The sequence below is a fragment of the Paenibacillus sp. S25 genome, from assembly GCF_019454085.1.
Classification (GTDB): Bacteria; Bacillota; Bacilli; order Paenibacillales; family Paenibacillaceae; genus Paenibacillus; species Paenibacillus polymyxa_B.
This window is the reverse complement of the sequence record NZ_CP073683.1, coordinates 4,975,488-4,988,822: the sequence shown is the minus strand read 5'-3', so window position 1 is coordinate 4,988,822 and position 13,335 is coordinate 4,975,488. Positions and strand designations below refer to the sequence as shown.

Sequence of the window (13,335 nt, the reverse complement as noted above, 5' to 3'; positions counted from 1 at the left end):
GGAATGACAGAGCGCTTGTCCTTGTGGTCCATACGGGGTTAGCGCTCTGTTGATCTTGATAGGGAGGGTTTGATATGACGAAAGGCGAAAGATCACAGTCCCTGCGTTTATGGTATCGCCAGCCTGCTGAGGTATGGGAGGAGGCATTGCCGGTCGGCAATGGACGGCTGGGAGCTATGGTATTTGGAGGAATCAGAGAGGAGCATTTGCAATTAAACGAGGATACGCTCTGGTCCGGATTTCCCAGAGACGGCGTTCAGTATGATGCATTGCGATATTTGCAGCCTGTCAGAAAGCTGATTGCAGATGGAAAATACAAGGAAGCGGAACAACTGATTAATGCGAATATGCTAGGTCGCGATACGGAAGCCTATCAGCCTTTGGGAGATTTGTGGATTACGCAGGAGGGCCTAGGGGAAATTGCGCATTATGAACGGGAACTGGATTTGCTGACCGGAACGGCAGCGGTCACTTTTCAGAGTGATGGGGTCTGCTATACCCGTGAAGTTATCGCCAGTGCGCCAGATGGAGTCATTATGGTGTCACTGACTGCGAATAAGCTTGGGAAGATCCATGCATCCGTGCGCATCACTTCCCTCCATCCTTGTGAAGATGAGGTTGGAGAGGATATACATTTTGGTGATTCATCCAAATGGGATAGCGATAAGGAGGACGATCCTTCCGAGGAGCCGTCCGGAGACTTTATTACGTTGACTGGACGAGCGCCCAGTCATGTGGAATCTAGTTATCACGGCGATCATCCACAGTCTGTCATTTATGAAAATAATTTGGGGATGGCTTTTGCAGTTCAGGCGAGGGTTATTCCCGAGGGAGGAACCTTGACGGAGGGTGCTGATGGAGAACTGATCATCTCGGGAGCGGATAAAATCACGGTGTATTTGGCAGCAGCTACCGGATTTAAGGGATTTCACGCTATGCCGAATAGTGATGCAACGGAATCAGCAGAAGCATGTCAAGTCATTTTAGACGGAGCAATTTCGCTGGGAAGTGAGCAGCTGCGGCAACGCCATGAACAGGATCATCGTAAGCTGTTTGACCGCGTTGCATTAGAACTGGGAGGTGATACTCTAACCGACGACTGCGTTCTACCGACCGATCTGCGATTAGAACGTTATCAGAAAGGTCAGGCCGACCCGGGGCTGGAGGTGCTGTTATTTCAGTATGGCCGCTATTTGCTCATGGGCAGCTCGCGCCCGGGGAGTCAGCCTGCCAATCTTCAGGGCATCTGGAATGACCAGGTGCAGCCGCCGTGGAACAGTAATTATACAACCAATATTAATACTCAGATGAACTATTGGCCCGCAGAGGTATGCAATCTTGCCGAGTGCCATGAACCATTGCTGCACATGATTGGAGAAGTTGCCCGTACAGGCCGGAGGGTAGCCTCCATCAATTATGGTACTCAAGGATGGGCAGCTCATCACAATGTAGATGTGTGGAGATACGCGGGACCTTCAGGGGGCCATGCCAGTTGGGCGTTTTGGCCGCTTGGGGGTGTATGGCTAACTGCTCACCTATGGGAGCGCTATCTGTTTACCCTGGATACAGCCTATCTGGCAGAACAAGCTTATCCCCTCATGAAGGGGGCGGCAGCCTTTTGCATGGACTGGCTCGTGGAAGGCCCGGAGGGTCAGCTTGTGACGTCCCCATCCACATCACCTGAAAATAAATTCAAAACGCCAGACGGCGAAGATTGCAGTATATCTATGGGCTCCACCATGGATATGACGCTGATTCGGGAGCTGTTGAGTAACTGTATTCAAGCTGCGGACCAGCTGGAATTAGACGATGAGTTCCGCACCCGCTGCGAGGAGACACGGGACAGGTTGATGCCCTATCAAATTGGCCGTCACGGTCAGTTACAGGAATGGTTTGTCGATTTTGAGGAAGCGGAGCCTGGGCATCGACATGTTTCGCATCTATATGGGTTATATCCCGGTCGACTAATTCACATCCGTGATACCCCGGAACTGGCTGAGGCGGCCCGCATATCACTGCGTCGACGGCTTGATCACGGTGGTGGGCATACCGGATGGAGCTGTGCCTGGTTGATTAATCTGTACGCTCGGCTGGAAGATGGCGACGCCGCACATCGGTATGTTCGCACGTTGCTGTCGCGATCGACCTATCCTAATTTATTTGACGCTCACCCGCCTTTTCAGATCGACGGTAATTTTGGTGTGACGGCGGGGATCGCAGAAATGCTGCTACAAAGCCGTCCGGGAGAGCTGACGTTACTGCCTGCCCTGCCAACGGCATGGGCAGAGGGACGGGTCAGTGGATTGAAGGGACATGGCGGGATGACGGTCGGCATGGAATGGTCCGGTTCCCGGCTTGTCCGCGCTGAACTGGTCACATCCATCTCAGCAGGAAGCTGCACGATTCGGAGCGCACATCCGTTTAGTGCAGATGCTCGTCAGGCTCTGCCTGATCCTGAGCACGGAGGATTCATTTTGTCATGGATTTTTACCAAAGAGCAGGAAATAACGAACGGACATACGATTATAATTGAAGGAGAGGAAGAGACAATATGACCATTTTTCAATTTCCGCAGGACTTTATGTGGGGGATTGCGACGGCAGCCTATCAAATCGAGGGAGCATATGAGGAGGATGGGAGAGGTTTATCGATCTGGGATACCTTTGCCCATACGCCTGGCAAAGTATTCAACGGTGATAATGGCAATGTAGCTTGTGACAGCTATCATCGCTACGAGGAAGATATCCGCCTAATGAAGGAGCTGGGCATTCGTACATACCGTTTTTCAGTGTCCTGGCCGCGTATATTTCCAAATGGTGACGGTGAAGTCAATCAAGAAGGATTGGACTATTATCATCGCGTAGTCGATTTGTTGAACGAAAATGGGATTGAACCGTTTTGTACACTGTACCATTGGGATCTGCCTCAAGCGCTTCAGGATGCTGGAGGCTGGGAGAATCGTCGCACGATTCAAGCATTTGTCCAGTTTGCAGAAACGATGTTCCGCGAGTTTCACGGTAAAATACACCATTGGCTAACATTCAATGAACCGTGGTGCATCGCCTTTTTATCCAATATGCTGGGTGTTCATGCCCCGGGTCTGACAAATCTTCAGACAGCCATTGATGTAGGACATCATCTACTAGTTGCGCATGGTCTTTCTGTGCGCCGTTTCCGCGAGCTGGGCACCAGTGGTCAGATCGGTATCGCTCCCAATGTCTCCTGGGCTGTTCCTTACAGCACATCTGAGGAAGATAAAGCCGCTTGTGCGCGCACCATTTCCCTGCACAGTGACTGGTTTCTTCAACCTATTTATCAAGGCTCGTATCCTCAGTTTTTGGTAGACTGGTTTGCGGAGCAGGGAGCCACCGTGCCTATTCAGGATGGGGATATGGATATTATCGGCGAGCCTATTGATATGATCGGTATCAATTACTATGCTATGTCAGTTAATCGTTTTAATCCTGAAGCCGGGTTTCTTCAATCTGAAGAAATCAATATGGGGTTACCTGTAACGGATATCGGCTGGCCAGTGGAGTCGCGTGGGCTGTACGAGGTACTGCATTATTTGCAAAAATACGGTAACCTCGATATTTATATCACAGAGAATGGGGCTTGCATCAACGATGATGTCGTGAATGGCAAGGTTCAGGATGACCGTCGCATTTCGTATATGCAGCAGCATTTGGTGCAGGTACACCGGGCTATTCATGATGGCCTTCATGTCAAAGGATATATGGCATGGTCACTTATGGACAATTTTGAGTGGGCAGAGGGATATAATATGAGATTTGGCATGATTCATGTCGATTTCCGCACACAGGTCCGCACCCCGAAGGATAGTTACTATTGGTATCGAAATGTAGTAAGTAATAACTGGTTGGAGACTAGACGTTAAACGATAAACGAAGAGATGTTTTGTAAATAGGCAGATTTAGGCCTGTCTCTGCTCCCTTTTGTTTGAACACTGGGTCTTTCGGGGTAATAATAGTCAAGATATGCAGAGGGTTGTTTCAGGTATGTAGAGACCAAAGGGGAATAAAGAAGCAAGATATGTGCATACTGACAAAAATACCGGACGAGGGCGCTAAAAATTATTTTAGACCGAAGGGAGTGGAGGGTATGGCTGCAAATTTTAGGAAATCAGGATCAACTGACGGGCAAATGAGCCGGACGGTATCTGTTATCGCTTGGATCGCCTGTATTGCAGGTATTATCCTTATTTTGCTTGATATAGGGAATTTAACAGATCGAAATATATATTTAATGACAGGTATTGGCTGCGTTGTTGCCGGGATTTTTATTTTTCTGGTTGGGAAATCATTTGTCATTGCCCGCAAGAAGGAAGACCAGGAAAACGGCCGCAGTTAATAAATTTAAAAATGATTTAAAGCAAATATATACCGAAAACAACAATGTGGGGCTTCGAGCAGTGTAGGATGATAACTGTAAGGAGTCCCGCATTTTTCTTTAATATAACTTCTTTAAGATATACAAATAACGTTTTTATTATGTCATCTTTGTATTAATAAGAAATTTTGAATTTGCAAGAGAAATTTTATTTTTAGAGATGTTTTTCACAAAAAACGGACAAATAATCGACAATTCTGTTAACAATAAAAAAAGTGGCCACTTTTCTGCTATCTTATATAGGGGCAACATTACAGGAGTTCGTAAAGTGTTGAGTAATTTATTATTAAGGAGAGGGGAACAACATGAACAAAAAACCAAAAGCGATTATTGCGTTGGTTTTGACCGTGCTCACGGTAGCATTGCTCATTTGGACGTGTTTTTATGCTGGCGGAAAATACGTTGTTTTCGATCCGAAAGGACCCATTGGGCAAGCACAAAAAGAGCTGATCATTCTTACAACGGCATTGTCTGCGCTAATAATTGTACCGGTCATGATTTTGACTTTCTTCATCATTTGGCGGTATCGTGATACACCGACAAACAAGGTGAAGTATCAACCCCACTGGGATGACAGCAAAAAGCTGGAGACTACATGGTGGGCTATTCCAATTATCGTTATCTGTATTATTGCGGTCATTACTGCAAGATATACCTACTTGCTGGAGCCTTCCAAGCCGTTGGCAAGTACGCAAAAGCCAGTAACCATTCAAGTGACTTCACTGGACTGGAAATGGCTCTTTATGTACCCAGAGGAAGGTATAGCTACAGTTAACCAAGTTCACATTCCTAAAGGTGTTCCAGTCCGTTTTGAACTGACTGCTGACGCACCGATGAACTCGTTCTGGATTCCGCAATTGGGCGGACAAATCTACACCATGTCAGGCATGGCTATGAAACTGCATTTGCAGGCCGATCACGAAGGAACTTACTTTGGTTCGGGTGCAAACTTTAGCGGTGAGCATTTTGGACAAATGCGTTTTGATGTAGAGGTCCAGTCGGATGAAGAGTATAAAAACTGGGTCGCTGATATCAAGAAGCAGTCTAAGCCGCTGACGAAAGACGGCTATTTGGCGCTTGCAAAACCAGGTTTGTCCCAGCCTGATGAGTATTCTTCGATTCCAGATGGCTTGTTCAAAGACATTGTTAACAAGTATGTAGTGGAGGGTGCTTCTAACCCACATGCTGGGCATGGTGAAGCTACATCCACAGAAGGTTCTTCTCAGTCCGGCACAGAAGATCATGCGGCAATGGACATGAGTCATATGAATATGAGCGGACACAATTAAATGATTATAGGGAAGGAGGCCCCCAATGCTTGACAAAATAAAAGAGTTTGCATCCACTTTCTTCGTTACTGGAGACCCGATGATCTATGGAGCGGACGTCTCCATCGCATTAGCGACGATCGGGATCGTGTTTGTGCTCACTTATTTCAAAAAATGGGGCTGGCTTTGGAAAAACTGGTTGACTACTGTTGACCATAAAAAAGTCGGTATTATGTATATTCTTGCGGCCATCTTGATGTTATTCCGCGGAGGCGTGGATGCATTATTGATGCGTGTTCAACTGGCTACACCGGATGTTACACTTCTGCATCCTGAGCATTACAACCAGATTTTCACAACTCACGGCACGATCATGATCCTGTTTATGGCGATGCCGTTGATGTTTGGTTTGTTTAACATTGCCGTACCACTTCAAATTGGTGCGCGCGACGTTGCGTTCCCTTTCCTGAACGCATTGAGCTTCTGGCTTTTCTTTATGGGAGCGATGTTGTTCAACCTGTCCTTCGTTATCGGTGGTTCGCCAGATGCAGGTTGGTTGAGTTATCCACCGCTTTCAGAACTGCAATTTAGTCCCGGCGTTGGTCAGAACTTCTATATCTGGGGTATTCAGATTTCGGGTATAGGTTCATTGGCTACGGGGATCAACTTTATTGTTACTATCATTAAAATGCGTGCACCTGGTATGACTTGGATGAAAATGCCTGTCTTTACGTGGTCCGTATTTTCGTCATGTGTTATTATCATTTTCGCGTTTCCAATTCTGACGGTTACTTTAGCCTTGCTATTCCTTGACCGCTTTGGAGGAGGACACTTCTTTACGCTTGATTTTGGCGGTAACCCGATGATGTATATCAACTTGATCTGGATGTGGGGTCACCCTGAGGTATACATTGTAGTTTTGCCTGCCTTCGGTATTTATTCAGAGGTCATCAGTGTATTCTCCAAAAAGAAATTGTTTGGATACAAGTCGATGGTTTACGCCATGTTCATTATTGCGATCTTGTCCTTCTTCACCTGGGCGCATCACTTCTTCACGATGGGATCAGGCGCAGATGTTAATGCATTCTTTGCGATTTCGACGATGGTTATCGCAATACCAACAGGGGTTAAAGTATTTAACTGGTTGTTCACGATGTATCGGGGTAAGATTACGTTCAAGACCCCTATGATGTGGTCAATTGCTTTTATTCCGAACTTCTTGATTGCTGGTTTGACGGGCGTCATGTTGTCTGTAGCGCCTGCTGACTTCCAGTTCCATAACAGTTACTTCCTGATCGCTCACTTTCACTCCGCTCTGATTGGTGGTGTAGTGTTCGGTTACTTGGCAGGTCTGTACTATTGGTGGCCTAAAATGTTCGGTTTCACATTACCTGAAACGCCTGGTAAATGGGCTTTCTGGTTCTGGAACATCGGTTTCTATGTATGTTTTATTCCGCAATATTCTCTCGGTCTGATGGGGATGACGCGTCGTCTGAGCACTTATGGCTGGGATACCGGCTGGCAGCCGCTTAACCTCGTTTCGACCGTTGGGGCATTCCTGATGGGGATTGGTTTCTTGTTCCAGGTTCTTCAAATTCTTCTGGGCATCAAGAATTACCGCAAGCTGAAGGATACAACAGGCGATCCTTGGGGTGGCCATACGTTGGAATGGTCGATTCCTTCACCTGCACCGGAATACAATTTTGCTACCATTCCACAAGTAGAAGAACGTGATGACTGGTGGGCAGAAAAAGATAAACGTGCAAAAGGTATTTTCAGAAAGCAACCGCCAATTGAAGCGATTCATATGCCGAAGAACTCGGCAATTCCATTCATTATGTCGGTATTCTTTTTCATTGCAGGTTTCGGATTCGTATTCGGATGGTCGTTCTTCTATATTCCAGGGCTGATCGGTGTGGCAATTTGTATGATTTGCCGTTCGTTCTTCTCCTATGATGGCGACTACTATATCCCTGCGGATGAAGTAAAACGCACGGAAGCGGCAATAAGGGGGTCTGTATAATGGCACAAGCTACAGCACACCAAAGCCATGATCATGACCACGGGCATCACGATCCGCAAGAATTGAAGATGCTTGGTTTTTGGATCTTCCTTGTAACGGACGTAATCCTGTTCAGTACCTTGTTCGCAACCTTCGTCGTCCTTCGGAACAACACAGCCGGAGGACCGGGTGGCGCAGAGCTGTTTAACATGACGGGCGTTATTATTGAAACGTTCCTCTTGCTCACGAGCAGCTTCACAAGTGGTCTGGCTGTGTTGGCCATGAACAAAGGAAGCATGAAGGGATTAATCAACTGGTTAATCGTGACGGCGATCCTGGGTCTTGGTTTTATCGGTTTTGAGGTTTACGAGTTTGTTGAGTTGGTACACGAAGGAGCCAATTTTGGAACCAGCGCGTTCTTGTCGGCATTCTTCACTTTGGTCGGAACGCACGGACTTCACGTTTCGTTAGGTCTGGTTTGGATGATTGGACTCATGTTCCAGTTGAAAAAACGCGGACTTACACCAGAGACGAAGGGGAAAGTTTCGGCATTGAGCTTGTACTGGCACTTTTTGGACGCTGTCTGGATCTTCTTGCTGACAGTCGTCTATTTGATGGGGGTGATGTAGATGGCACAGCATCAAACAGGAGCGGGTTCTCATGGTCATGATGATTCTCACGGTTCAGTGAAATCCTATGTTATCGGGTTTATTCTGTCCATCGTACTGACCATCATTCCTCTCGGTGTGGTTATGAATCATATGTTGAGCCGCACTTCGACCATGGTTGTTATTTTAGCCGCGGCAGTGCTGCAATTTCTGGTTCAGCTTTTCTTCTTCATGCACATTCGTGAGAGCAATGGACCACGCTGGAATGTCATGACTTTGATTTTTGGGGTAGTTATCCTGTTGACCGTTGTTGGTGGTTCTGTATGGATTATGGAATACAACATGGTAGCACACTAATAAGTCCGGATTTTTGCAAAATCACTCATGTACAAACGAATTAGGAAAGAGGAAGCGGACTTAGAGCTGCTTCTTCTTTTTTTTGTGTAGCTTATTAAGTTTAAAACTGTGGCTTCTTGAACTCAAGTTTACATATGTGTAAAATGGAATTGTATAACAGTAGAGTGAAAACGATAATACTAGTGGAGAGCGGAGGAAAAATTAATGAACACAGAATTACTGTTTAAACCTTTTAAGGCAGGTAATTTATCTCTTCCCAATCGGATTGTTATGGCGCCTATGACACGGAATTTTTCTCCTCAAGGTATTCCAGGGCCTGAAGTGGCCGCGTATTATCGTCGCCGTGCGGAAAATGCAGTTGGATTGATTATTACGGAGGGCACTGCTATTAATCATCCTGCAGCTGTGGAGCACACAAGCATTCCTAATTTTTATGGAGAGGGATTAGAGGGATGGGCCAAGGTAGTTGAGGAGGTTCATGCGGTAGGTGGCAAGATTATACCGCAGCTCTGGCATGTGGGTACGGCTCGTAAAATAGGTGCAGATAATCAACCGAATCCCGAGGCATTGCCTGTCGGTCCGTCCGGAATTTCTCCCGCCGGCGAAAAGGTGGTTGAGCCATTGACGGAGGCTGAGATTGCGGATATTATCTCCGCTTATGCTCAGGCCGCTGCCGATGCCCAGCGAGTGGGCTTCGACGGCATTGAGCTTCATGGAGCACATGGCTATTTAATTGATCAATTTTTCTGGGACAAAACCAATAAGCGTACCGATCAATACGGAGGCAATTTGGTCCAGCGTACTCGGTTTGCGGTGGAGGTCATTGAGGCTTGTCGTCGTGCAGTAGGGCCGAATTTCCCAATTGTATTGCGATTCTCCCAGTGGAAGATGTACCATTATGAAGAAAAGCTGGCACAGACACCACAGGAACTTGAACAGTTTCTCACTCCATTAGTGAAGGCAGGGGTGGATGTATTCCATTGCTCAAGCCGCCGTTTTTGGGAACCGGAATTTGAAGGGTCTGATCTAAATTTGGCAGCTTGGACCAAAAAGATAACAGGCAAGCCAGTGATTACTGTAGGCTCGATTGGTTTGGAGAAGGCCTTTTTGAGTGATTTGGAAAATAATAATCGTCAAACCGATCAATCCAGTAATGTAGAGGCAAGATTAGAACAACTCGTGGGGCAAGTAGAACGAGAGGAAGCTGATCTGGTTGCGGTTGGGCGTGCTTTGTTGGTTGATCCAGCGTTTGCGGTGAAGTTACGTGATCAACAAATAGATGAAATTATTCCTTACAGTGATGAAGTATTAAAAACGTTGAATTAAGCTTTATTAAGCTCTAAGTAGTGTAAAGCTAAAGCGTTAGGCAAGCATTGAGACTTGGAAGTTTTCTGTTACAGGGCAAGCTGTAATATAAGCTATTCGTAAACTCTACGAATTTGCTATAATAGAAGCATCAAGTCGAAATACACGGGGTGAAAAGGATGAATTCTGAAACGGAAGCTTTGGATTGCGAGCCGGCTTGTCACGGTTCAGATCAGGAAATCGAGCGCATAAAATCTTCCCTTGTTGAGGATTCCATCGCATACAAAATGTCGGAGCTGTTTAAAGCACTGGGTGACCCGACACGAATCAAGTTGATTTATGCCCTGGCACAAAAAGAATTGTGTGTTCATGATCTGACCCAGGTGTTGAACATGGGGCAATCTGCGGTATCCCACCAGCTTCGTTATTTGCGCAACCTGCGTATTGTCAAACGACGCAAGGAAGGCAAGACGGTGTTTTATTCACTGGATGATAATCATGTGGAGCAGATCTTTTTGCAAACCCATCAGCACATATCACATCAATGATTTTTTGGAATAAAACAACAGTAGGGCGCCAAGTGATTGGCGCTCTTTTGACGTTTGTCCGTTAAAGGCGATTTTTTTGTTAAAAAGGGCTAGAGTCATTGACTTTTGACCCTGATCCTGAATATAATGACCTTAACAAATAATATATGAACAGTTGCTCATATATAGTTAATTGGAGGCCAATGATTATGGATGCTCTAAAAAGAACGGAACGGCATGAATGGATTTTGGAAGGTTTGGATTGCGCCAACTGTGCTCTCAAGATTGAAAATGGAGTCAGTAAAATAGAAGGGGTCCTGGATTGCTCGGTCAATTTTGTTACGAAAACGTTGACGATGACCACAAGTTCGGATCAAAAAGAAGAGGTTTTTCGCCAGACGGAACGGAAGGTTCACAGACTTGAGCCACATGTTCGGATGGTGGTAAAAAGTGCCCGTGGTCGTCTGCGTGAAGACAGCCGAAGCGATGCTGGTGCAGTACAGTCAGACAGCACAGAGGATTGTGCATGCAGTCATGAGCATGATGGTAAAGGTGAAGGGCATACACACGAGATCGGGCAACATGCGGCTCACAGCCACGCTGGTCATCATCATGGAGCACATGATAAGCAAGCCCACACGCACGATGGACACGACCACGGCGATCATGCACACGAGCATCACAACCACCATGCAGAGCACGAACATGGTGAAGCCACCCACGCTCATTCACATTCTCATTCTCATGGAGATGATAGCCACGCTGGGCATACGCATGATCACGGTACGGACGGTATGCGCCGCATGATTGCGCGTTTGGCTTTTGGTGCGGTCATTGCGGCTGTTGCCTGGTGGTTACCAGTCGAAGGCGTAGGCAAGCTGGCCCTATTTTTATTGGCATATATCATCGTTGGCGGTGATGTTGTCTTGCAGGCTGCACGCAGTCTGGTGCGTGGGATGGCCTTTGACGAATACTTCCTGATGACGCTGGCTACTGTGGGTGCATTTGCGATTGGGGAATACCCGGAAGGCGTAGCTGTCATGTTCTTTTATCAAATCGGAGAGCTGTTTCAAGGCATTGCAGTTAACCGTTCACGTAAATCCATCAGTGATCTGATGGATATTAGACCAGACTATGCCAACCTGAAGACGGCTGAGTCCGTACGGAGAGTGTCCCCAGAAGACGTTCGCATTGGGGATTTGATTGTAATTAAGCCGGGCGAGAAGATCCCGCTGGACGGTAAGGTTATAGATGGTAAATCGCATGTGGATACCTCTGCGTTGACTGGTGAATCGGTGCCTCGTACTGTAGAGCCGGGAAGCAGTGTGTTGAGTGGATTTATCAATACGAACGGACTTCTAACGGTAGAGGTTAGCAAAGAATTTAGTGAATCTGCGGTCTCTAAAATTTTGGAATTAGTGCAAAATGCGAGTGCGAAAAAAGCGCCGACTGAAAAGTTTATCACGAAATTTTCCAGATACTATACTCCAGTAGTGGTTATTGTAGCGCTGTTGTTGGCGGTTGTTCCACCGCTTGTTGTGCCAGGTGCACAATTTGCAGATTGGATATATCGTGCGCTTGTTTTCCTCGTTATTTCTTGTCCTTGTGCACTAGTGGTATCCATTCCACTGGGCTTCTTTGGGGGAATCGGTGCAGCCTCCCGTTCAGGTATTCTGATCAAGGGCGGGAACTATCTTGAAGCTCTGAATCATGTGAAATACGCTGTTTTTGATAAAACAGGTACACTCACCAAAGGTGTTTTCCGTGTAACAGGGATTTATCCTGCCGGAGATTATACAAACGAAACCCTGCTCGAAACCGCCGCTTTGGCGGAGCTGCATTCCACACACCCTATTGCTGCGTCTTTGCGTGAATCCTATGGTAAAGAGCTCAGAGCAGACCGGGTTCAGCAATATAGTGAAATATCCGGTCACGGGATTCAGGCACAAATAGATGGTCGTCTGGTATCGGCCGGGAACGCCAAGCTGATGGAGCGGGAGCATGTGGCTTTTAACGCGGTGCAGCAAGCAGGGACGCTGGATGAAGGAACGGTCGTACATGTGGCTGTAGACGGAACGTATGCTGGGTGCATTCTGATTTCAGATGAGGTTAAGGAAGACGCAGCCCAAACGATTGCTTCACTGAAAAAGTTGGGTGTGGTGAAAACCATCATGCTGACGGGTGACAATCGGACAGTTGCCGAGGCTGTAGGACGACAGCTGGGTTTGGATGAAGTACGGGCAGAGCTGTTACCTCAGCACAAAGCTGAAGCCATCGAGCAGTTGTCCGCAAGTAAAAAAACGAGCGACAAAATTTTGTTCGTAGGCGATGGGATTAATGATACACCCGTACTGGCGCTGGCAGATGTCGGTGTAGCGATGGGCGGTTTGGGATCGGATGCTGCGATTGAGGCGGCAGATATCGTAATCATGAACGACGAGCCTTCAAGGCTGGTTACGGCGATCCATATCGCCAAGCGCACACGTCGTATCGTATGGCAAAACATTATATTTGCGCTAGGTGTCAAAGCTGTGTTTCTTACGCTGGGAGCATTCGGTATTGCTACTATGTGGGAGGCTGTATTTTCCGATGTAGGTGTAACATTGCTAGCCGTATTGAATGTGATGCGTGTATTGAAGGTTCGTTCTTACGAGTAAATAATAAACACCCTCGGGTAACATCGGATGTAGGCATCCTGTGAAGACCGGGGGTGTTTATTTTATAGGTTCCTTTTTCGAGTGGTCTTGTGCCAGCAGTATAGAGATTTATTTTGGGATGTAGGGTGGTTGTGCCGAAATGTATAAATGTGTGGCGTGCCTAATACGTTAAGGTAGGGGCTTTACAGGTAAGGCCCATGT

Annotated in this window: 10 protein-coding genes; all 10 read left to right on the top strand. The window is 46.9% G+C overall.

Annotated elements, in window-relative coordinates:
• Positions 1-74: 74 nt before the first annotated feature.
• The 10 genes from KAI37_RS21955 (at position 75) to KAI37_RS21910 (ending at position 13,134) form a co-directional block, all read left to right on the top strand.
• Positions 75-2,555, top strand: coding sequence for a glycoside hydrolase family 95 protein (locus KAI37_RS21955; protein ID WP_076294297.1), 2,481 nt, complete (start codon positions 75-77; stop codon positions 2,553-2,555).
• Positions 2,552-3,898 carry a GH1 family beta-glucosidase gene (locus tag KAI37_RS21950; RefSeq protein ID WP_220030211.1) on the top strand — a complete coding sequence of 449 codons (1,347 nt, stop codon included), beginning with the start codon at positions 2,552-2,554 and terminating at the stop codon, positions 3,896-3,898. The genes KAI37_RS21955 and KAI37_RS21950 overlap by 4 nt, the downstream gene beginning before the upstream one ends.
• A gap of 224 nt (positions 3,899-4,122) precedes the next feature.
• Complete coding sequence (locus KAI37_RS21945) at positions 4,123-4,371, top strand: hypothetical protein (RefSeq protein WP_061828909.1); 249 nt, start codon at positions 4,123-4,125, stop codon at positions 4,369-4,371.
• A gap of 344 nt (positions 4,372-4,715) precedes the next feature.
• On the top strand, positions 4,716-5,699 hold the full coding sequence (cyoA, locus tag KAI37_RS21940) for a ubiquinol oxidase subunit II (RefSeq protein ID WP_071643006.1): 984 nt from the start codon (positions 4,716-4,718) through the stop codon (positions 5,697-5,699).
• Positions 5,700-5,724: 25 nt separating this feature from the next.
• Positions 5,725-7,701, top strand: a complete 1,977-nt coding sequence (locus tag KAI37_RS21935; protein ID WP_013311982.1) for a cbb3-type cytochrome c oxidase subunit I — start codon at positions 5,725-5,727, stop codon at positions 7,699-7,701.
• On the top strand, positions 7,701-8,309 hold the full coding sequence (gene cyoC / locus KAI37_RS21930; RefSeq protein WP_071643004.1) for a cytochrome o ubiquinol oxidase subunit III: 609 nt from the start codon (positions 7,701-7,703) through the stop codon (positions 8,307-8,309). The genes KAI37_RS21935 and cyoC overlap by 1 nt, the downstream gene beginning before the upstream one ends.
• Entirely contained in the window at positions 8,310-8,645 is a 336-nt protein-coding gene (gene cyoD / locus KAI37_RS21925) for a cytochrome o ubiquinol oxidase subunit IV (protein ID WP_013311980.1), read from the top strand.
• Positions 8,646-8,849: 204 nt separating this feature from the next.
• A complete protein-coding gene (locus KAI37_RS21920) occupies positions 8,850-9,971 on the top strand; it encodes an NADH:flavin oxidoreductase (RefSeq protein ID WP_076294295.1) in 1,122 nt (373 codons plus the stop codon).
• Between the two features lie 158 nt (positions 9,972-10,129).
• The gene (locus KAI37_RS21915) at positions 10,130-10,498 is read left to right on the top strand and encodes an ArsR/SmtB family transcription factor (RefSeq protein ID WP_007432172.1); all 369 of its coding nucleotides are present in this window, start codon (positions 10,130-10,132) and stop codon (positions 10,496-10,498) included.
• 188 nt (positions 10,499-10,686) lie between these two features.
• A complete protein-coding gene (locus KAI37_RS21910) occupies positions 10,687-13,134 on the top strand; it encodes a heavy metal translocating P-type ATPase (RefSeq protein WP_220030210.1) in 2,448 nt (815 codons plus the stop codon).
• Positions 13,135-13,335 lie beyond the last annotated feature (201 nt).

Coding starts and splice junctions, on each gene's coding strand:
- KAI37_RS21955 (WP_076294297.1), top strand. CDS start 75: ATGACGAAAGGCGAAAGATCACAGTCCCTGCGTTTATGGTATCGCCAG.
- KAI37_RS21950 (WP_220030211.1), top strand. CDS start 2,552: ATGACCATTTTTCAATTTCCGCAGGACTTTATGTGGGGGATTGCGACG.
- KAI37_RS21945 (WP_061828909.1), top strand. CDS start 4,123: ATGGCTGCAAATTTTAGGAAATCAGGATCAACTGACGGGCAAATGAGC.
- cyoA (WP_071643006.1), top strand. CDS start 4,716: ATGAACAAAAAACCAAAAGCGATTATTGCGTTGGTTTTGACCGTGCTC.
- KAI37_RS21935 (WP_013311982.1), top strand. CDS start 5,725: ATGCTTGACAAAATAAAAGAGTTTGCATCCACTTTCTTCGTTACTGGA.
- cyoC (WP_071643004.1), top strand. CDS start 7,701: ATGGCACAAGCTACAGCACACCAAAGCCATGATCATGACCACGGGCAT.
- cyoD (WP_013311980.1), top strand. CDS start 8,310: ATGGCACAGCATCAAACAGGAGCGGGTTCTCATGGTCATGATGATTCT.
- KAI37_RS21920 (WP_076294295.1), top strand. CDS start 8,850: ATGAACACAGAATTACTGTTTAAACCTTTTAAGGCAGGTAATTTATCT.
- KAI37_RS21915 (WP_007432172.1), top strand. CDS start 10,130: ATGAATTCTGAAACGGAAGCTTTGGATTGCGAGCCGGCTTGTCACGGT.
- KAI37_RS21910 (WP_220030210.1), top strand. CDS start 10,687: ATGGATGCTCTAAAAAGAACGGAACGGCATGAATGGATTTTGGAAGGT.